The organism is Chthoniobacterales bacterium, from assembly GCA_035274845.1.
Taxonomy (GTDB): Bacteria; Verrucomicrobiota; Verrucomicrobiia; order Chthoniobacterales; family UBA10450; genus AV80.
In genome coordinates, this window is the sequence record DATENU010000015.1 from 37,235 (window position 1) to 58,181 (window position 20,947).

At 58.7% G+C, this 20,947-nt stretch carries 15 protein-coding genes; 3 read left to right on the forward strand and 12 right to left on the reverse strand.

Annotated features, from left to right (window positions below):
• Window positions 1-75 precede the first annotated feature (75 nt).
• The 3 genes from VJU77_09810 to VJU77_09820 are packed head-to-tail and all read right to left on the reverse strand — an operon-like array spanning window position 76 to window position 3,754.
• On the reverse strand, window positions 76-744 hold the full coding sequence (locus VJU77_09810; GenBank protein HKP03640.1) for an outer membrane lipoprotein carrier protein LolA: 669 nt from the start codon (window positions 742-744) through the stop codon (window positions 76-78).
• Complete coding sequence (locus VJU77_09815) at window positions 737-3,268, reverse strand: MMPL family transporter (GenBank protein HKP03641.1); 2,532 nt, start codon at window positions 3,266-3,268, stop codon at window positions 737-739. The genes VJU77_09810 and VJU77_09815 overlap by 8 nt, the downstream gene beginning before the upstream one ends.
• Before the next feature lie 48 nt (window positions 3,269-3,316).
• Complete coding sequence (locus tag VJU77_09820) at window positions 3,317-3,754, reverse strand: hypothetical protein (GenBank protein ID HKP03642.1); 438 nt, start codon at window positions 3,752-3,754, stop codon at window positions 3,317-3,319.
• A gap of 145 nt (window positions 3,755-3,899) precedes the next feature.
• Between VJU77_09820 and VJU77_09825 the strand changes: the two genes are divergently transcribed.
• A complete protein-coding gene (locus VJU77_09825) occupies window positions 3,900-6,314 on the forward strand; it encodes a choice-of-anchor Q domain-containing protein (protein ID HKP03643.1) in 2,415 nt (804 codons plus the stop codon).
• Window positions 6,315-6,324: 10 nt separating this feature from the next.
• Here VJU77_09825 and VJU77_09830 read toward each other — a convergent pair whose 3' ends face one another.
• The 3 genes from VJU77_09830 to VJU77_09840 all read right to left on the reverse strand — a co-directional run bounded on the left by VJU77_09830 (window position 6,325) and on the right by VJU77_09840 (window position 9,259).
• Window positions 6,325-7,635: an NAD(P)/FAD-dependent oxidoreductase gene (locus VJU77_09830; GenBank protein ID HKP03644.1), complete on the reverse strand. Its 1,311-nt coding sequence runs from the start codon at window positions 7,633-7,635 to the stop codon at window positions 6,325-6,327.
• A 301-nt stretch (window positions 7,636-7,936) separates the two neighbouring features.
• Window positions 7,937-8,677 carry a hypothetical protein gene (locus VJU77_09835; GenBank protein HKP03645.1) on the reverse strand — a complete coding sequence of 247 codons (741 nt, stop codon included), beginning with the start codon at window positions 8,675-8,677 and terminating at the stop codon, window positions 7,937-7,939.
• A gap of 132 nt (window positions 8,678-8,809) precedes the next feature.
• Window positions 8,810-9,259, reverse strand: a complete 450-nt coding sequence (locus VJU77_09840) for a hypothetical protein (GenBank protein ID HKP03646.1) — start codon at window positions 9,257-9,259, stop codon at window positions 8,810-8,812.
• Window positions 9,260-9,361: 102 nt separating this feature from the next.
• Between VJU77_09840 and VJU77_09845 the strand changes: the two genes are divergently transcribed.
• Window positions 9,362-9,853 (forward strand): cytochrome c oxidase assembly factor Coa1 family protein, encoded by a 492-nt coding sequence (locus tag VJU77_09845; protein HKP03647.1) that lies wholly within the window; start codon window positions 9,362-9,364, stop codon window positions 9,851-9,853.
• Between the two features lie 197 nt (window positions 9,854-10,050).
• Window positions 10,051-11,448, forward strand: coding sequence for an aminotransferase class I/II-fold pyridoxal phosphate-dependent enzyme (locus tag VJU77_09850; protein ID HKP03648.1), 1,398 nt, complete (start codon window positions 10,051-10,053; stop codon window positions 11,446-11,448).
• Window positions 11,449-11,511: 63 nt separating this feature from the next.
• Here VJU77_09850 and VJU77_09855 read toward each other — a convergent pair whose 3' ends face one another.
• From VJU77_09855 to VJU77_09880, 6 genes are all read right to left on the reverse strand, one after another.
• Entirely contained in the window at window positions 11,512-11,889 is a 378-nt protein-coding gene (locus VJU77_09855; GenBank protein HKP03649.1) for a DUF4383 domain-containing protein, read from the reverse strand.
• Window positions 11,890-12,080: 191 nt separating this feature from the next.
• The gene (locus VJU77_09860; protein HKP03650.1) at window positions 12,081-12,494 is read right to left on the reverse strand and encodes a hypothetical protein; all 414 of its coding nucleotides are present in this window, start codon (window positions 12,492-12,494) and stop codon (window positions 12,081-12,083) included.
• Window positions 12,495-12,955: 461 nt separating this feature from the next.
• Window positions 12,956-14,764 carry a radical SAM protein gene (locus VJU77_09865; protein HKP03651.1) on the reverse strand — a complete coding sequence of 603 codons (1,809 nt, stop codon included), beginning with the start codon at window positions 14,762-14,764 and terminating at the stop codon, window positions 12,956-12,958.
• A 495-nt stretch (window positions 14,765-15,259) separates the two neighbouring features.
• Window positions 15,260-17,086, reverse strand: a complete 1,827-nt coding sequence (locus VJU77_09870) for a radical SAM protein (GenBank protein ID HKP03652.1) — start codon at window positions 17,084-17,086, stop codon at window positions 15,260-15,262.
• 1,016 nt (window positions 17,087-18,102) lie between these two features.
• Window positions 18,103-19,137 (reverse strand): hypothetical protein, encoded by a 1,035-nt coding sequence (locus tag VJU77_09875; protein HKP03653.1) that lies wholly within the window; start codon window positions 19,135-19,137, stop codon window positions 18,103-18,105.
• Window positions 19,115-20,947: a hypothetical protein gene (locus VJU77_09880; GenBank protein HKP03654.1), complete on the reverse strand. Its 1,833-nt coding sequence runs from the start codon at window positions 20,945-20,947 to the stop codon at window positions 19,115-19,117. The genes VJU77_09875 and VJU77_09880 overlap by 23 nt, the downstream gene beginning before the upstream one ends.

Below are 20,947 nucleotides of genomic sequence, written 5' to 3' on the forward strand. Positions count from 1 at the left end.
AACGGGGCAGGCGGTGCGCCCGCCCTACAACCGATCTTCGAGCACGAGGACGAGCACGAGCACGATTACGAAGGACTATTTGCCGAGCGGCGTCGTTACTTCGGTGCCGGCAGGAGGAGTGAACTCGAAAGTAGAGGCGGGAATCGCTGCCCGGCTTTCGTTCGAATAGGTCGTCACGATTCGGTCGCCGTTTGGCTGGACCATCTCGGTGCGCACGACCTGGAGATCGTTGTTAATCCGGATCGTGAACGTCTGGAGAAAGCGTTTCATCGACGGGTTCCGCGGGAGGAGCTGAAGCGAGTAGCCATCCGTCTCTTTCGTTCCGGAGATGTGGTAGGTGGCCTCCACGTTCTCGAGGTTCAGACTCGCCGTGATGGCGTTGATGCCGGCTTCGAGCGGGGAGTGTTTGGCCAGGGTGTAATGCTCGGCAGAATGGAATTTCGGGTAGTAAATCCACAGCTGCTGGCCGTCGCTTACGGTGACGCTGGGCGAATTGCCCTTGGCTTCGCGCTTGAACTTGTTCGGGCTTTGGAACCAGATCTTGCCCGAGCTGGCGATCGGTTTGCTCAACATCTTGACGTTCTTTTCTTCCTGGAAATCCGCCTGGAGCTGGGGCGCGGCAGCGCGTTTCTCGCGGATCCGCCCAAGGAGCGCTTTGAGATCGGCAGGGGGGAGCGACTCGGCTCGGAGCAGGGGAGAGGAGAGTAAGAGCAAGAGTAAGAGGAAGAGAGATTTTTTAGCCATGCTCGGGTTGTTTGACGCGGGGCTGCAAAGATTCTTCGCGCCACGACTTGGGTTCAGCCGCAGCCGCCGCCGGTAAAGTAAAAAAGATCGTCGCGACCAGGCTCCAAAACAAGCCCAGAGCGCAGGCGTAACCGAGCCCGGCCAGGGTAGGGTTATTCGCCGCGCCTAGCGAACCGAAGCCACAAATCGCGGTGAGCCCGGCCAGAATCACCGGTTTCACCACGCCCGCGACATCGTGATCGAGCTGCCGCGCCTTTTGCCATACCAGGAGGACGTAGATCCCGTAGTCGACGCCGATCGCGAGTACGAGCCGGAATGCGAGCACGTTCAGGAGGTTCAACGGGATTTGGAGCAACTTCATGGACGCGATCATGGCGCAGACCGCCATGACCAGCGTGGCGGCCTGGATAAGCCAGAGCCGCCAGTCGCGGTAGAGGAGCGCCAGGAGCGTCGCATCGAAGAGCGCCATTAATCCGCTGATCAGGATCAATTGCCGATGCGACCACGGCACCAGGTCAGTGAGGGTGAAACTCCAGCCGGACAGGACCATCGGCACGCCTTCGACGGGCAGCTCGCGCCGCAGCATTTCCTTTTGTTCCTGGGTCGCGACCGGCTCAGTCGTGGTCACGAATCCGGTGGTGAGGAGCGGATCGTGGGCGAAATAGCGGTCGATCAGGAACCACCAGCCGGAGGTTTGCGGCAGCACTTCTCGCCAATCCGGCAACTTGGTCGTCGGGTCGGAAGCGGTTTTGAGCTCATCGAGGAGTTTGAAACCAGATTCGAAAGTCTCCCGGCTGAAGCCCTCGGCAGCGGCCGAACTCTCCACCGCCTCCCGCGTGGCCGGGAAATTCAGCGCCGCTAATTTCTGCCGATTCGCCTCGAGCCGCTGTGGCGCGAGCGAGAGGGCGGCCGGCGTGGAATACCCTTTGATCTTGCCCGCTGCCTGGAGGGCGGCCCAGCGCGGTTCGACTTTCTGCCAGTAATCGTGGAGCTGCTGCGCGTTCTCGGCCTTGACCATCCCGATGACCGGCTCCCACCGGGTCGGCATTTTTTCCATGATCGTCTTGAGCGCGTAACCGGCGTCGCTCCGCTTCGGTTCCATCGAATGCGTGCTGACGTCGAAAATGACCGGCGGCTTCGGCGACAGCGCGATCGCCGTCAGGAGAAGGAGAAGGGGAACGGAAATCCAGAGCATTTTGCCCGGGTGGAGCACGGCCCAGCGGACGTAGCGTTTCACCAGGGTGAACATCCAGTCGTGGCCGGGCGCCGGACTCTTCCGCGGCAGGAACAGGAAGAAGACCGTCATCATGAAAATGCCGGCGAACGAAATGCCGAGCGCGATGAGAACGCCGAGTTGAGTAAAGCCGCGCGAGCCCGCGAGCGTCAGCGCCATAAAGCCGACGGCCGTGGTGAGCGCCCCGAAAAAGACCGCTTTCCCTAATCCGCGGATCGCTTCGCCGACGGCCGCGGGATGTTCTTCGCCGTCGTCGCGGGCCTGTTGGTAACGTCCGAAAACCAGGATCGCGAAATCGACCCCGAGCCCGATCAGGATCGCGCAGAAACCGACCGTCACCATGTTCAGCTCCCGGAAGATCAGGAGACCGGTGGCGAGCGCGACGAGGCAGCAGAGCAAAAGCGAAATCCCCATGCCGATCAGCGGCAACAGCCGTCTAAACCCGATGAAGAAAACGCCGCCCACCAGGCCGATCGAAAGAAGCACCGTCTCGACGATATCGTGCCGCATGCTGAGCGAAATCTCGGCGACATACGCAGAGCGCCCCGTGACCAAAACCTGAAGCGGACCGCCTTCCCAGCCTTCTTTCGCGGTAGCCTGGAATGCTTTCACTTCGCCCATCAGCTTTTGGCAATCGAACGCGCCGATTCCCGGCTGGTTCGTCACCGTGAGAAAAACGCGCATCGTCCGGTCGGGCGACGTGAGCGGCTGGTCCTCCGCCATCGAAGAATTGCCCGCGAACGGTTTTAGGGCCGGCGCGATCACGCCGAGCGCGTCGAGGCTCAGCTCGATTTGCGGCTTGGGCGAACCTGCTTCCATTTCCTCGCGCAACCGGTGCAACCGCTCCTGGATTTTTGGCGGCTGAAGCAGGGCGATGGTTTCGTCGAACGCTTTCGGGTCCAGATTCAGGAGAAGCGGGACCGCGATCGATTGCAGGTCGCGCACACCCTCCGGCGTTTCGATCGGCACGCCGCTGAGGACGCGCTTGCACCACGGCTGTTCGCGCAGGCGCTGGGCGAACGTCGGCGCGAATTCCTCCAGCTTATCGATGTCGTTAGGCTCGCAGACGAGCGCGAAGGTCAGGTCGCGCACCTGGGCAAAATCGCGGTTGTAAACCTTGAGGCCTTCGACGGACTCGAATCCGCCGGGAAGCAGGTTGAGCACTTCCGTATCGAGCCTCATCCGCGTGACCAGCACAGCAACGGACGCGGCGCTGATCAGGGCGACAGCGATCCAGACCAGGCCGCGGCGCTGGATGAGGAGTCGGGCGATTTTGGAATGGAAAGCCATGGAGATGCGTCGGACCGAAAGCGATGCTCGCGTTTCAAGCCGCGCAGGTCAAAACCGGAACGTGAAAGTCTCGCCGCCGGACGAGTGGGTGAGCGACGTCTTATCGCCGAGCGCCATCAATTTCTCACGCAACCCCAGCCAGCCGCGCAGGTGCGCCGGCGCGTTGGCGGTGCTGCCGGACCACTTCACTCCGGCAAGCGGTCCCTTGACGTTGAAGTTGGTCGCGTCCTGCCGGATCTCCAAAAGGGCCACGCCGGGGCCTTTGGTGAAGGTGAGCTCGAAATCGCCCGCCTTCGAGAAACGAACCAGCACTTCGCCGATCAACGTTGTTCGTTTCCCGTGATACAAAAGCTGTCCATTGCGCGCCTGCCAGTCCGGCGCCGGGCTGATGAAATCATGGATCGCGCTGCAGCCTGAAAAGGCGGCGGCCATCAAAACGACGGCGCAAACGATCGCGGAATTTTTGAAGAGTACGCGGTAGTTCATATGCCGTTGAGGTTTCTTCACGCTCCGAGCCATCGATTCAATAAAGCTTTCATTCCATTATTTGAAAGCAGATGGAGGTCACAGTTTTTACTTGCGTGAAGGAAATTAATGGAGGATATGCGCCCCCCCGCTTCCTGCGCTCATCATGAAGAAATTCCGTTTCCTGCTGTTCTTTCTGGTCGTCTGCGGCCTCAACATCTCTACGGTCCGCGCGGTCACTCTTGTGGTTACCACGATGGCAGATAGTGGAGCAGGCTCGTTGCGCGACACCATTACTGGAGCCAGCGATGGGGACACAATCCAATTCGCTGCCGCGCTCAACGGGCAGACGATCACGCTCACCAGCGCCGAACTTCTCATCAACCACAATATCACGATCAGCGGTCCCGGGCCGAGCCAGTTAACCGTGAAGCGCAGTTCTGCAGGTGGCATCCCCAATTTCCGCATCTTTGAGATCGCCCCTGGCCACATAGTGACAATCCAAGGAATGGCGATAAACAACGGGATCGCTCAAAATAGCGGTTTTGGCGCGGGCGGCGGGATCTATAACCAAGGCTCCACTCTGACTGTTGCCAACTGCAACATCAGTGGCAATTCCGCCCCAGGCTACGGAGGGGGCGGCATTTGCAACGATGGTGCCACCGCCGGCGCCGCAATGCTGACGATCACCGATAGCACGATCAGCGACAACTCAGTGGAGCAGGGCCTTGGCGGCGGCATCTATAATCTCGGGGAAAATGCTTCGGGTCATGCCGTTGCAACAATAACTGGCAGCACAATAAGCGGAAATTTCGCTCATGGCTTCGGAGGCGGCATCTGCAATGACGGCCAGGATTCAGGTAGTGCAGCGCTCACGATAACTGATAGCACAGTGACAGATAATTCGGCGGATATCTATGGCGGCGGAATCGATAACGACGGGGATTTCTCGAGCGACGTTACGGCAATTGTGACTAACTGCACCGTTAGTAGCAATTCGTCCGGCCAAGAAGGAGGTGGGCTGTCGAACCATGGTTCCTCAAGCTCGGGCGGCGGGATTTTGGAGATCGCTAATAGTACAATCAGCGACAATTCGGCTTTTCAATATGGCGGCGGAATCAAAAACAATCGTGCGCAGGTCAAGATCACTAACAGCACTCTAAGTGGCAACAAAACAACCTGGATTAACGGCACAGGCGGCGGCATCTACAACAGCGCGTTCGTGGGCCAGTTGCTGGACATCGCCAATTGCACGTTTAGTGGCAACTCGGCGAGTAGTTTTGCGGGCGGCATTTTAAACGGCGGTCCGCTTCGCATCGGGAATACCATCTTTAATGCGGGGTTGGGTACCAACATCACGAATCAAGGCGGCACGGTCACCTCACGCGGCTACAATCTTAGCAGCGATAACGGCGGGAGCTTTTTGACGGCAGCGGGTGACCAAATCAATACCAATCCAATGCTTGGCCCGCTCCAGAACAACGGCGGCCCAACCTCCACGCATGAATTGCTGATGGGCAGCCCCGCCATCAACACGGGCGACCCAAACTATGCCCCGCCGCCTGATACCGACCAGCGCGGGCCTGGTTTTCCGCGCAACATTAGCGGCCGCATTGATATCGGTTCATTCGAGGTGCAGACCTTGTTGCCTACCCCCACACCTGGGCCAACGGGCACCCCAACGCCGACGCCCGCACCCACGGCGAGTTCGACGCCGACACCAACTCCAGGGCCGACGGTGACGCCTACACCGACTCCTGGTCCGACGGCCACCGCCACACCGGTCACAACCCGCCTGCTCAACGTCTCTACACGATTGCGTGTGCTCACCGATGACAACGCCCTAATTGGCGGCTTTATCGTTACGGGCAGCTCACCGAAGCGCGTGATCATTCGTGCGATTGGCCCGTCGCTGACTAATTTTGGCGTTGCTGGTGCCCTGGCTGACCCCATCCTGGAGCTGCACGGTCCAGGCTCATTCGCCACGATCATTAATAACAATTGGAGGGACACCCAGGAGGCTGAGATTACAGCCACCGGCCTTGCGCCCTCTCACGATTTAGAATCGGCCATCGTGACGAACTTGTCGCCGGGCAGCTATACCGCAATCGTGCGCGGCACCAACAATGGAACGGGAATCGGCCTCGTCGAGGCGTACGATTTGGACGGAGCGACCGATACCCGGCTGGCGAACATCAGCACCCGCGGCTTCGTAGACACCGGGAACAATGTGATGATTGGGGGTTTCATCGTAGGCAACGGTAGTGCGGGCATCCGAGTCTTAGTCCGGGCCATCGGTCCATCGCTGACCGCTTTCGGCGTGCCGAACGCCCTCTCCGACCCCACGCTCGAGCTTCACAGTAGCAATGGCACCATCATCGGGACCAATGACGATTGGAGGGATACCCAGGAGACGGCGATTAGTCAGACGGGGCTTCAACCGAGTGATGATCATGAGGCGGCCATCCTCCGGGATTTACCGCCGGGGGCTTATACCGCGATTGTTCGAGGCAGGGACAACACGACAGGCGTCGCGCTTGTGGAAGCCTACCATGTGGGAAGCGCTGTCCCGGCGCCCTAGTCGGAAAAGCTTACGATACGGTCTCCAGCGCTTCGGCTCGGGATGGCGCCGGCTCTTGCTTCGGCACCAGCGTTCGCCGCGGGCAAAGCGGAATGTATTTTTGGAGCCGGACGATCGCGTAGAAGATCCACATGCGCCATTTGATGGCGAAGCTGTCGCCAATGTTGCCGCCCAATACGGCATTCACGGCCGGTGGAATTTGAAGCAAATCCTGCGGATGGAGGAATACCTCGATGAACTCCTTCGAATACCAGGCGTCCACAAAGCGGAGGTAAACATCCATCGCTTTGTTAATGTTGCGCTCGTAACGCGTGAAGAGCTTTTTCCGTTTGGCGGGGCGATCGAGCACTTCGTGTAACGCGTCGGCCGCCTGTTCGCCGCCGAGCACGGCGAGGAAAACGCCGCTGCTGAAAACCGGATCGATGAACCCCGCAGCGTCGCCCGCAAGCATCCAACGATCGCCGTAGAGCCGCGTGCTGCGATAGGAAAAATCGGCGGCCGTCCGGACCGGCGTCACCCGCTCGGCATAACGCATCGCCTCCATGAGGAGCGGCTGCTCCCGGATCGCCTGCTCGAGAAAATCTTCCGCGCTCAATTTCGATTTCTTGTAAACCTCGCCGTCGAGCACGACTCCGACACTTGTCCGCGTGGCCGTCAACGGAATCACCCAAAACCAGCGATCGATCGCGCGCACCATCCGCGTCAGCGTGCCGTCCCGGCCCTCGGCCCGAATCATCCCGTCGTAATGGGCAAAGACGGAAACCTTTTGGAGATGCTCGTAATTTTTCTTCAGCTTGAATTTCGCGCTTAGGATCGAGTTACGGCCGCCCGCGTCGATCACGTACCGGGCCCGAATCTGTTCCGGCGCGCCATTTCCTTTTGCGGAAATCATGAGCGTCGCCGCGTCCTCGGAGAACTCGATGCTCTCTACGCTGGTCTCTTCGCGCACCTCCGCCCCGCTTTCGGCGGCGTGATCCAGGAGGACCTTGTCGAAATCGGCGCGCGTGACTTGGTAGGAACGATCGGTCTGGGAGCGGAATCCGTCCTCGAAATAGAATTTCACGCCTTCGTTGCCGCAGGCTCCATACATTTCGCCACCGAATTTTTCCATGAACCCGGCTTTAACGAACTTCTCGTGTAATCCGAGCCGGGTGAATGCCTGCATGCTGAAGGGGAGGAGCGATTCGCCAATGTGAAACCGCGGAAACTTGTCGCGCTCCAGAACCAGGACCCGGCGCCCGGCGCGCGCGAGGAGGGCGGCGGCGGTGCTGCCGGCTGGGCCGCCACCGATAATCGCCACGTCATACATTTCGCTGCTCATTGGGTCTCCAAGTTAGCAAACTTCGCGATGAAGCAAAGCCCTCGGAGACCGATGCAACGCGAACAAAATTCAATTCAAGATCCCAACCCATTCTTGCCCGCGATAATCTTGACGGCTTTAAGCCGTCAAGATTGCGAGGGCGCGCTCCCTGCGAAATACCGACGAAAGCGTGTCCCGGGTGCCACCACCGGGAGCGGACATGGAATGGGGAGCAAATCGGGTTGTATCCGCGCGGGTGGGCCGCCATGAACTTGACGGCTTTAAGCCGTCAAGGTTGCAATGGCTGTCAGAGCACAACGAGCTAATGAAGGTTCGGGAGTTTGAGCCCAGAGCGAAGCACTTCGTAAGGTTGCGTTGGCATCTGAATCAGAACCGGCTGCGCGGCCGGATCGAGCCAGCGGAGCAATCCTACCAAGTCTCGCTCCGGCATGGCCGTGCATCCAACGGTCGTCGTGGCCGAACTTTTCCAGATGTGCAAAAAAATGCACGAACCTGCACCCGGCCTCGGCGGCGTATTGTGTTCGACAACCACGCCCCATTTATAGCGGACGTCATCGCGCCGCATCTGTTCCGAAGAGTGCCAATCCACCCGCGCGACCTTTGAGCGATCGACGAGCCGGTTGTAATAACGCGACCCCGGATCGTCGATCGCTTCGATTTGTTTGGTCAGCGGCAAATAAGGCAGCTTCACCCACCGAGCTGAGGACGCGGGCGCGTAGCCAAAAGCTTCGCCCAACTTGAAAATTCCGGCCGGGACTCTGTTGTCGCCTTCAATCTTTACCGGGCCCGGCGTGTCCGGCGCTTTCACCAGGCCGCGTCCCCAGGCCAGACCTTTTTTCCCCAGCATAACCGGAACTGCACGGCCGTGAACCTCCCAGGGCGCATTCTTGTTTGCCCGTTCGAACGCGCGCAAGACGCCGTCGGTCGAGTTCCAGTTAGCGGCGACCACCACCAGGCATTGGCGCGATTGTCTCAACGGATCAGGAGCGGCGATCATCGCGGGCGCAGATAGGACGAACAGGACCAGGGCGCTCAATCGCATGCACAAGCAACTAAGACAGCTCGGAGGCGGTTGCCAACTCGCAAGGGCGGGCGCTGAGATCGCCGCCTGGCCGGCGGCATGCTCGTCCGGTAATTTCAAAGGCGCCTGCGGGCGCGCCCTGAGCCGCTTCGGTTACTCCATGCTGAGGAGCGTCTTGATTTCCTTCAGCGCTTTTTTGCGGGAGCTATCATACGCCTGCGCGTCGGTCTGCTTCCCGCTGGCGATGAAATCCTTCAGGTCGTTCGACTCCCGGAGCACGAGATCGAGAACGTTGATGGTGTTTTGGACGAACTGGGCGTCGTTCTTCGTCAGGGTGTCGGCATCGACCAGTTTTTTCATTTGGTCTTTCATCCCTTTTGTAATGTTGATGTAGGTGGTGACAAAAGTGTTGGCCTGATCGGATTTGTAAGCCTTGCCCACGTAGGCGTCCGCAAGGGTGCCGACAGCCATGTGAGTGAGCAGGACCGACTGGCCGGTCGTATAGCCAAGAGTGTTGAGCAGGGCCGTATCGTCGGCCGCCTTCAAGGGGGCGACGGCGAGGAGAAGAACGGACAAAATGGCAAGAAACGGTTTGGAAGTCATAGGACGCCGACCGTAACGAGTCGCGTGCGGGGGCACAATCCCAAAGCGCGGTTTGAGCGAGAAAGTGCTCGACTCGGCCCGGCGGCTGGACAAGAAAACGCCATGGACTCAACGCCTCCGCCGCCATCGCCCCCGCCGCAGCCGTTTACGCCGGCACCGCAACCCTCACCTCAACCCGCTCCCAGCTGGTGGAACCGGAATTGGAAATGGTTTGTCCCCACCGGCTGCTGCCTCGGCTCCATCCTTGCTATCCTGCTCGCGATAGTCGTATTCGGCGCCGGCATCTTTGGCATCATCTCGGGAGTTGGGAAGATCCTCAAATCTTCGGAGCCGTACCAGACCGCCCTCGCCCGGGCCAAGTCGAACGAAAAAGTCGTGACCGCTCTCGGCACCCCGATCGAGGAAGGTTTCCCGATGGGCTCGGTCAATACGAATAACGATTCCGGCGATGCCGATCTGAGCATTCCGGTCACCGGCCCGAAAGGAAAGGGGACGATTTACGTCGTGGGAACCAGGTCCGGCGGGACATGGACCTACTCGAAGATGTCGGTCAAGATCACCGGCACCGACGAAGAGATCGATCTGAGTCCGTAGCGGAGCCGCGAAAGTCCGTCGCAGTTTTCTGTAGCCGCTTCGCTGTGCGAAGCGCCGTGACGTCCGCTGCCAACAGCTGACTTCATGCGCTGCGACAACGCACGCTGCAACCCTCACGTCGCCCACACGGCGACGGCTACAGAAGAAGGGCTTCGTACGCGCGTTGGCGTTTCCCAGAAACGCCCTACAATTCGGACGTGAGCGAGAACAACGATCCGTCGCGCCTCGAGCTTTCGGCTGACGAAATGCGGCAGCTTGGCTATCGCGTCGTCGATATTCTGGTGCGGCATTTTGCGGAGGGGCGCAATGAGCCGGTGGGCGCGAAAGGAACGCCGGACGATCTCCTCGCGTCCTTCGCCGGGCCGCCCCCCGAGACCCCGACTGAGCCTGACGAGTTGCTGACCCGATTAGAGAAAGACGTTTTCCCGAACAACCTGCACGTGGATCATCCGCGCTTTTTCGCGTTCGTTCCCGGTCCCGGAAACTTTGTCGGAACCATGGCGGACGCGCTCGCTTCGGGCTTCAACGTTTTCAATGGCACCTGGCTGGGGGGATCGGCGGCGGCGGCGATTGAAATGGTCGTGATCGGCTGGTTCAAGCGCTTTTGCGGTTTTCCGGACAGCGCGGGCGGCCTCTTTACCAGTGGTGGCTCAGTGGCGAATCTCACCGCCCTCCACACCGCGCGCCGCCACAAACTGGGCGATCAGATCCAGGGCGCGACCATCTATTTCTCCGATCAGACGCATTATTCCGTCGAGCGGGCCCTCCGGGTAATCGGTTTTGCGCCGGAACAAATCCGCAAGATTCCTTCAAACGATCGGTTTCAGCTCCCGCCCGAATCATTGCGGGAGGCGATTCGGTCGGACAGAAACGCCGGGCGGCGCCCCTTTTGCGTCGTTGCCAACGCGGGGACCACCAATACCGGCGCGGTCGATCCGCTTTCCGATCTCGCGGAGCTTTGCCAGAAGGAGAATCTCTGGCTCCATGCCGATGGCGCCTACGGAGCCGCGACCGTCCTCTGCGAGCGGGGGCGCGAAAAACTCGGAGGGCTGGATCGAGTCGATTCGCTTTCCCTCGATCCGCACAAATGGCTGTTTCAACCATTCGAATGCGGGTGCGTCCTGGTGCGAGAGGCCGCGCATTTGAAAGCCGCGTTTCAGTTGATGCCGGAATACATGCGCGACGTCCACCGCCACACTGCGGAAACGAATCCGGCCGATTATGGAATTCAACTTACTCGCGGATTTCGCGCGCTGAAGGTCTGGTTATCGATCAACACTTTCGGCCTGGCGGCGTTTCGCGATGCCATCACGCGCGGGTTCGAGCTGGCGGAATTCGCCGAAAAAGAGCTGCGCCGGCGCCGCGGCTGCGAAATCCTTTCGCCCGCCGAGATGGGGATCGTCGCGTTTCGCTTTGGTAAGGACGACGAAGTTCAGACCGCGCTCGTGGAGCGCATGTTGCAGGACGGTTTCGCTTTTCTCACCTCTACGACGCTGAAGGGGAAAATCGCGCTTCGTCTCTGCACGATCAATCCGCGAACGACAGAAGCGGACATCGTCCAGACGATCGATCGTCTGGAGAAGTTCGCGCCGTAGCGTAGCCGCCCCGATGTGTCGGGGCGCTCCCCTCGCGCGGCGACACAGCGCCGCGGCTAACAACTACGCCGGCTCGCTGCTCGCCGGCATAAACCCGACGATCAGCGAAACCGCGGAGATGGCCACGTGCAACCAAGTGTCGGCCGTGTTGTTGCTGATCAGGCCGAGGAGCATGGTGTGCTCGCCCGGATTCAGGAATCCGAGCACAGCCACAGCGCCATAAACCAGGCCGAAGATTTTAAAATACAGTCGTGACGCACCGACGCCCGCCATGCCGCAAATGAGCGCCACCACGCCCGACAGCAAATGGACGCAATTGTGGGCCGCGTTGACGTGGAAGATGCCGAGCAACATATCGTCTTTCGTCACCGCTGGAACGAACCCGAGAATTCCGACGACGAGAAAAACGACACCGAATAGAATCGCCATTGTTTTGGCCATATGAATCTCCTTTGTTGAGGGGCGGCTATCTCATCCGGCCGGGCGGGATAAGTCAAGCTTTTGGCGAATGGGCGGCACGCCTGGTCGCCCTTGGAGACGGCACGCCCTCGTGCCGTAGGGGATTTGCGACGCGTCCACTCAGCGGCCTGAAGGCAGGCCGGCTCCAGTGCCGTTGGGGAATTCGTCGCCCATTACGACGCCAGGAGATAGATCGCCGCCAGCGTCAGGAGAAAATAGGGGACCAGCGTCGCCGCGCCCGCATAATCCTTGGCCATTCGCTGGCCGAAGAAGAGCGCCACGATGGAAATGGCGGCGATGACCGCTCCGTGAGAGGCGAACCTCGAATCATGCCGGGCCAGGATCATGACGCATCCCACCGCGCTAAAGGTTCCGGCGGCCAGCTCGAGAATCGTGATCACCGTGACCAGCAGCGGCACCAGCCCGGCAAGCGGGCTTTTCGCGAAATGTCCCTTCAACCACTCCAGGTTGCCTCGCCGATCCACCACCTTATCGATGCCCGATTGAAGAAACAGAATGGCCAGGAACGCCGAGATGAAAGCTTGGATCAGGTACATCGCCCCCGCCGGGCTGTGGAGGTAGTGCATGGCCGCTATTGCTTTCCAGCGTGGCGCGCGTTGCAAGGTTTTTCTGTAGGCGGTCGCTCCGCGACAAGGAGCGGCGGTTTACGAACCGCCGGGGACCCAGGGCGGTTAGGAAAGCGCCCCTCCTTGGTAGGGATGGCGCGTTGCGCCGTCCGCCGCCCCACCGGAGCTTGGAACGTTATCGGGGCGTTCCCGGAGTTCGCTTTGCTCACTCCGGGCTTTAGTCCTTCGTGCCTACGGCACTCCTGCAATACGGCAAACGCCGTGAAGAGATCGACCGGATTGCAAGCGGGCTTGGAGCCTTGGGAGAGACGAGCCGTTTCGTGCGCGTGGCATGGCTGAGTTGGGGGACAAAATCCTTGGAGAGACAGCCCGGAACGGGCGCCGGCATAGAGCCGGAGGTGAGCGAAGCGAACCTCCGGTACGAATCGTTGGAAGAAACAAGCCCCGAAGGGGCGGCGGATTTACGCCGCTGCGTGCGAATGCGCGTGCTCGCGGGCGGCGGCGTTGGTGGCTTCGCGGCGCTGCTCCTGGGCGACGAACGCGGGCGCGGACGGCGTATGGAACATCTCCAGATCCTCGACGTCGTGATCGGTGACCGGCGTGAGCGCCACGTCCATGTACTTGAAGCGGTTCGGATCTTTTTTGATTCGCTCGTAAATCCGTCGGATGCGGGCGTACAAGAAAGCGAGCCGCGAGAGTTTGACGACGCATTCCGTCCAGTAGCGCGGATAAAAAATCAACGGAGATTCAAGCGGTAGACCGGGCCGGCGGTCTCGCCGGAATTTGAGTCGAAACACGCCGCTCTCAAGGGGATGCACACCTTCGAGATGGATCGCGCTCATGAACCACATCATCAGAACGATCGCGTTACTGGCGCGGCCTTTCTTGGCCGTGATCCGGCGCAGAACTGTCTCGATATGCTCGAACGTGTAGTAGGTTTTCCAGGCGGTGATGTAGGCGCTTTCCCACTCCTCCTTCGACATCTTCGAGTGCGCGGTACAAACGTGGTTGAGATCGTATTTGTTCAGGTCGGGATCGACCGGGACGCCAGCCTTGACGAGTTTCTGATGATCTTCCGAGCCGGGGAGAGGCGTGAGGAAAAAGAATTCGAGAACATCGAGCGGCAATTCTTTCTTCACGATCTCGACGTCGCGCCGGATGGACTCGGCGGTGTCGCTGGGAAAGCCGGTGATGTAACCGCAATAGGTGATGATTTTCGCTTCCTTCCAGGCGAGAAGCATTTTGCGGTACTCTGTGATCTTGTTCTGGCGTTTATGCGCGGCGGCGAGGTTATCGGGATTGATGTTCTCCAGGCCGATGAAAACGCGCCGCACCCCGGCGCGCGCGCATTTCTCGATGAAATTCGGGAGCTTGTGGCAAAGCGTGTCGACCTGGATGAGGAACCCGAGCTTAAGCTTCTCCACTTCGCGGAGGTGAATGATCCGGTCGAGGATCGCTTCCCAATCCTTGTTCCGGGCGAAATTGTCGTCGGTAATGAAGAAGCTGCGCAGACCCTGGGCAACGTTCTCGCGCACGATCCGCTCGATGTCGTCCGGCGTCCGGCGGCGCGACTTGCGGCCCTGGACGTTAATGATGGTGCAGAAGGAGCATTGAAACGGACAACCACGGCCGGCGTCGAAGCTGGTCACGTGGCCGGCGGTGCGCTGGGCGCGGACCGAGCTGATAAGCGGGATCGGCATTCCATCGATGCCGGGCAGGTCGGCCATGAAATTGTAGAGCGGCTTGAGCTGTCTCTTGTAGGCGTCCTGCAAGACCATCTCGAGACGCCCTTCCGCTTCGCCGGCGAAGAGGGAGAGCCCCATCGCCTTGGCGCGATGAACATCCGCATCGTTGCCGCCCAGCATGCTCATTGTTCCCGAGACATGGAATCCGCCCACCGCGATCTGGATATCGAGGGCGCGGAATTGTTTCGCGAGGTCGAGCATGTGCGGGAACTGGTTCGATTGCACCCCGACGAACATCACCATTCCGTCGCCTGCTTCGCGGATCATCGCCGCGAGTTCCATCGGTCGAATCCGGGCATTCGTCTCGTCGAACGGATGAATCTCGATCTCGACGTCGTCGCCCAGGACGCGCCGTTCCCGGCAATCGCGGGCGAGCCCGTAGAGCGCTGCGAGCGAGTTCGACGGGATCGTCGAGCGGAGCCACTGGATCACATAGCCGTCGTCATCGTAATGCGACGGCTTGATCAGGATCAGGCAAAACCGCTTCGTGGCCGGCGTAGCTGTCGTTAGGGCAGGGGCTTCCATTGTGGGTCGTCCGAAGTGCCACCATACATGACATGCCCCGTTCGGACAGGAAAAATTGGGTGTAGCGGCGGCTGTCGCCAGCCGCAGGATGATGATGCGGCTGTCACCAGCCGCTGTAGCGCCGGGTGTCACCACCCGCAGGAAAAACGCCGAACCCGCGGGTGAGACACCCGCCCCTACAACATCCCCGTGCTCCGCACGTCCCAAAGCAAGGAGCGGCGGTTTACAAACCGACGGGGGAAGGTGGGCGGTTTGGAAAGCGCCCCTCCTTGGTAGGGACGGCGCGCTGCGCCGTCCATCGCCCCTCCGGGGCTGGGGATGCCATCGACGGTTCCCCGGAGTTCGCTCCGCTCACTCCGGGCTCTAATTCCCTTCGTGCCTACGGCACTGCCGGTACAGCCCGGAACGGGCGCCGGAATAAAGCCGGAGGTGAGCGAAGCGAACCTCCGGATACCTGTCGTTAGGAAAAATCAGCCCCGAAGGGGCGGCGGAACGCTACGCAACCGCCACAGGCTCACGCCGCTCGGCGGTCGCTGCCGCGCGTCGCTGCTCCTGCGCGACGAACGCCGGTGCGGAATGCGTGTGGAAAATCTCGAGCGTCTCGATCTCTTCATCCGTCACCGGCGTGAGCGCGAGATCCGTGTATTCCCACTTCTTCGGATCGCGCTTGATCTTCACATAGACGCTGCGCAACCGCGCCCAAAGCTTAAACCACTTCGCCATCTTCTGGACCGATTCAACCGCGTATTTCGGATAAAATTTCCAGCGGGGCTCGATCGGCAACCCCGGCCGCCGATCACGCCGGAACTTGTAGCGGAACAGCCCGCTCTCCAGCGGATGAATCCCCTCGATATCGATCGCGCCCTTGAACCAGGTCGCCAGCAGGATCGCGTTGCTTGCCGGAGCTCGCTTCGTCACCAGCCGGCGCAACACCGTTTCCATGTGCTCGTTCGCGTAATACGTTTCCCACGCCGTCAGGTAAGCCTTCTCCCATTCCTCCTTCGACATCGTGTCGTGCGGCGCGCAGGCGTGATTCAAATCGTACTTGTTCAGGTCCGGCTCGATTTGCACCCCGGCCTGGACCAGCTTCTGGTGGTCCTCGCTGCCCGGGAGCGGCGTCAGGAAAAAGAACTCCAGGATGTCCACCGGCAATTCCTTCATCACGATCTCCACGTCCCGCTTGATCGACGCCGGCGTGTCGCCCGGGAACCCGAGAATGTACCCGCAATAGGTGATGATCTTCGCTTCCTTCCACGCCTGAAGCATCTTTCGATACTCCGTGATTTTGTTCTGCCGCTTGTGCGCGCCCGCCAGGCTGTCCGGGTTAATGTTCTCCAGCCCGATGTAAGCCCGCTTCACTCCGGCCGCGGCGCATTTCGCGATAAAATTCGGCAACTTATGGCAAAGCGTGTCCACCTGGATCATGAACGACATCTTGAGCCCGACGTTCAGCCGCAGATGAATCAACCGGTCCAGGATCACTTCCCAATCCTTGTTCCGGGCAAAATTGTCGTCCGTAATAAAAAAGCTGTGGAGCCCCTGGGCCACGTTTTCGCGGATGATCCTCTCCACATCGTCCGGTGAACGCCGGCGCGACTTCCGTCCCTGGACATTGATGATCGTGCAGAACGAACATTGGAACGGGCATCCGCGGCCCGCGTCGAAGCTCGTGATCGCGCCCGCCGTCCGCGCCGCGCGAATCGCCGGGATGAGCGGCAACGGTTCGCCCTCAATGTTCGGCAGGTCCGCCATGAAATTATAGAACGGCTTCAGCTTCCCTTCGTAAGCGTCCTTCAGCACCAGCTCGACCCGTCTCTCTTCGCCCTCGCCGCAGAACATCGTGATCCCCATCGCCTTGGCTTTCTTCACGTCCGCGCACTCGCCGCCGAGCATGCTCGTGATCCCCGAGACATGGAACCCGCCGATCCCCACCTTGATCCCGCGCTCGATCAACGGCTTCGCCAGGTCGCACGCATGCGGGAACTGGTTCGATTGCACGCCGATCATCATCACCATCCCCGCTCCCGCCTCCTCGATCATCCGCGCCAGTTTGTCCGGCCTGATCCGGGTATTGGTTTCATCGAACGGATGGATCTCGATTTCCACATCCGGGCCGAGCACCTGCCGTTGCGCGCAATCCCTGGCCAACCCAAACACCGCCGCGAGCGAGTTCGACGGAATCGTCGACCGAAACCACTGGATCACATACCCATCCTCGTCGTAGTGCGACGGCTTAACGAGAATCAGGCAAAAGCGCTTTGAGCGCCCTGTCGCCGGGATCGTCGATCCCGGCTGGTTGCCATTGGAAAGCATCGTCGTCATTCGGGTTTTCGGAACGCCGGATGATACACAATTTTACCGCTCTCGATAGCAAATTCTGCCCGTCCGCCGTCTCCCGCTGCTTCGCTAGTCTCCGTCCGAAACGCAACTGGTCCCTACTTTGTCGCCCGGCCAACCCATGCAATTTCGCTTCTCTTGCGTTTCGGCCTAAAGCTTTCTGATCTCAGATTCAAAGAGCGTCGACATTCTTGGCAATCGACTGAACACCAAAGCCTCGTCAATAGGTACGCGTGACCTGATGTTTCGTCCGACGCAAACCGTGCGCCGGACTTTACAAGCCCACCAGCCCCGATAGAGGTCTAAGACTCCGTCGTGCCAAAGAGCGCTGACTACAATGAAGCCGCCCCGACTGGCGGCCGCTCTTGAAGCATACGCTAATCGAATCTGATCGTCCCAACTGAAGAGGCGTTCATTATAACGGAGAAAACCGTTATTCGCGCCCTTTGTCGTATACGGCGGATCCGCATAGCAAACGTCGCCCCGACGTACTCGATTGATGACGCTCTCAAAATCGCTCGCTATCAGTTCCGTGTTATCCAAGCTTTTGGCTAGGGCCGACAACTGCGCACCCCTGCATATCACTCGCCCTGAATTTCCGAAAGGAACGTTAAACTCACCGCGGCGATTTAGCCGGTAGACGCCGCCCCAACAAGTCCGATTCAAGAATATGAACCGAGCTGCCGCGGCCACCTCGCTGCGCGGCTTTGATCGGCGCACCCGCTCGTAGCATTCACGCGTGTTCGAAAATCTCCAAATGGCTGCAAGAACCTTTTCCGAATTCTCGCGAACGGTATTCAACGTAGATATCAGATCTGCATTTATGTCTGATAGGACTGCATTTGTCGGTCGAAGATGCATGAATACCGAGGCTGACCCGAGGAATGGCTCGTAGTAGAACCGATGTAGCTCGGCCCGCAGCAAGGTTTGTAATGGGCCTGCGAGCCATCGCTTTCCGCCTGGCCACTTCAAGAGCGGCTGAATTCGTTCGATCGGATTTTTCAAATGCTAGCCTGATCATTGTCCCTTTCAGTCGACGCAACGCTCTGTCGACTGCCGATAGAAAACCCAACGGCTTCTCCCGCTGCTGGCACATCCACCGGAGTGAACCCCTCCATCTTTCGTTTAGAGACGTGAAAACAAACGACACCGGACGGTTCGTCGAGGGTGAGCGGGACCAACGAACTCGCAAAAATTAAAGGCTTCGGGCCATCTGGAACGATGACGATGTCACCGAGCTGCCGAAACTGAAAAACGGCTGATCGAATGCCACTAAACGCTTTTGCGAAATCAGAGACTGGAACGGTAAATACAAACGAAGCCGCATCGAGTACCTCGCGATTATCGGACCGTACGCGCTCGACATAGCTTGGGAATACCGCTGGATCGCCGTAAAAGCACACTAAGTTTCTCGGATCTAGAACGCTCCAGATTGCTTGTGACCGGACGCGATCAAAACCGAGGCCGAACAAATGTGTTCGGAATTTCGCACTAAGAGATGCACGGCCCGAAAAGACGTGAAAATCAGAGGTTCCGGCCGTGGGATAAATAGGATCAGTGTACAGACCTGGAGTGTACCAGAAAAATGCACGGTCAAATGTGCGCAGCTTTTCCTCCAATATCTGGGGCAGCCTGCAATACCAGTGTCTCGGCATGCAAGAGTAGTCGATGTGAATCTCCAAACGCTCATCTGACGTTAGAGCTTCAATGGTTTCGCTGAGCCTATTCGCGAAGGCATCAATAAACGAGACCTCGCGAGACGAGCCGCACTTGGTGATTTTCAGTCCGGCTTTGTGATAGAAGTCATCATTTTCCGGTCTGCTCAATTTGTCTTCTAAATCAGCAAATCCAGCGACCAAGAAATTATCTTTCTTGAAGCGGTCTGATTGGCGCATCACCTCACGGATTAAGGCGGACGATCGACTCTCGTACCCGCTTGTCGCGACGAAGAATCTCCTCGTAGGTTTGCGCTGCCCGGTATTTGCCCAGACGGCAAACTGCTCCGTCTTTAAACTAGGAAGCCTCAACTGCCTCATCGTTTGACCCCTCGAAAAGGTGAAGTTGAAATGCATTGCGGACGGCGTCGGGCTGGCGATTTCCAGCCAAACTCTCTGAAAGCTGATTAGTCAGCACAGCATGGCGCGATCGCAGCGTTGCAGGGTCTCCCTTCCGCATCGGTAGCCAGAATGTAACCGCGAATATATACGAAAGTCTTAGATCAGACGCTTCCTGAAGTTTGCCGAAGAATGTATCTTCATCTGCGATAATAATGGAATACGCGATGGCAAATTCGATAGTTTTTCGAAAGACGCCGACATCTAGCAGCCTTTGCTCGATAGAGAAGTTGCAACCACTATCCGTCATGTGATTGCCGTGCACCCTCGCGCTTAATAGTTGACCAACATCATCTAGGATTTGTTTTAGCATTGGGCCGCACTCCGGATATCCCTCGACATCGTCGAAGTAACGCTGACAAAATGCAGATAAAATCCGATGCTGATTCCGCGCCGTAAGTTCTAAAGCGCGAGCTTGCTCGACAAGGTGGTTCATGATTTGAATAAACCGTCGGGGATTTCCATCTGCGATTCGACGAATCGTGTGGGCGCCCGCGAACCAACCGGGAGTTCGCGCACCACGGGCATTCTCAATGCGCATTCGCCGGGTGAAGTAAACCGGAGCAAAACGATGAAGATACGGGCGATCGACCTTTTGTGGATCGGCTTTAATTTTCTCGTAATTCTCCCTTCGCCTAACAGATAACGATTCAACGATGGACTTCAAAAGCGCTTCGTTTGAAGTCTCCTCAGGGGAGAATTCTGCCCTGAAATAGTCTATCAGGTCATCATTCCCGATGGTTCCTAGAAACGACTCCAGGTCGGTGCCGGAGGGAAGTCCGCACTTTCGGAGGCGGGAATCGCATAGGAAGTTCGTTAACCCTTCGAAGTCTGCCGAATCCCAGGAAAGGTCTACGGGACGATAGTTAAAGTCGTTGCCATGGGGTTGAATGGAAATACCCGGGGCTGCGGTCTCACACGTCGAATGTTTGAAGGGCAATGTTGCGATTTTGACAACTAAGGGCCGCTTTTCGCTCCGCATAAAGGAATTAAGACACCGAATGAATGATGGACTCAGAAACTCTGCCTCGTCGATGGTTGCCACCCACGTGGTGGCTCCTGGCGTCAAGCCGAGAAGTTTACCAACTTTCGCTAAGACAGCCGTAATAGGGGCTAGAATCGGCCTTGCTAGGGGAGGCGTTGGATTGATGGTACCGTCGCGCCAGAAGGGTGTGCGCGAGTAGTGCTTCTCAATCTCCCATTGTAAGTCCTCGATGGTCGACGGGTAAGAACCACTCTCCGCAAACCAAATGCTGCCACACAAGCGAATGATAGCTTCTTCCGCTATCAGTCGTTCCTTCGTGGCGCTGAAACAATCCTTCAAAAGGACGTGAACCTCTGCTAACAGCGCCTTCGCCGCTGCGCAGTTGAAGGCGAACTGAAAATATTCGAGCTTCTCATCATCGTTGCACTTCTTGCCCGCAATGGACGCGAGGAACTCTAAATGGAGCGGCACATAAAAGGCAACGTACGAGCGATTACGCAGAATCTCTTTTGCTCTAGGATGATCGAAATCCCTCAGGAGCGAGTAAGACATCATTCTAAGAAGGAAAGTTTTGCCGCTACCTCGCGTGCCCAGAAGAATCTCATGCTGGTCGTTGAACAGCGACCAAAAGCCCGATGTGGGGAAAAATTCCGCGAGGATTTTTTGTTCGGCACCAGCCCTTCCTTGGGATTCATGGAAAGGGTTGGGACCGGTATAGTCTTTGAGGAGATCGCTGCGTCGCTTCAT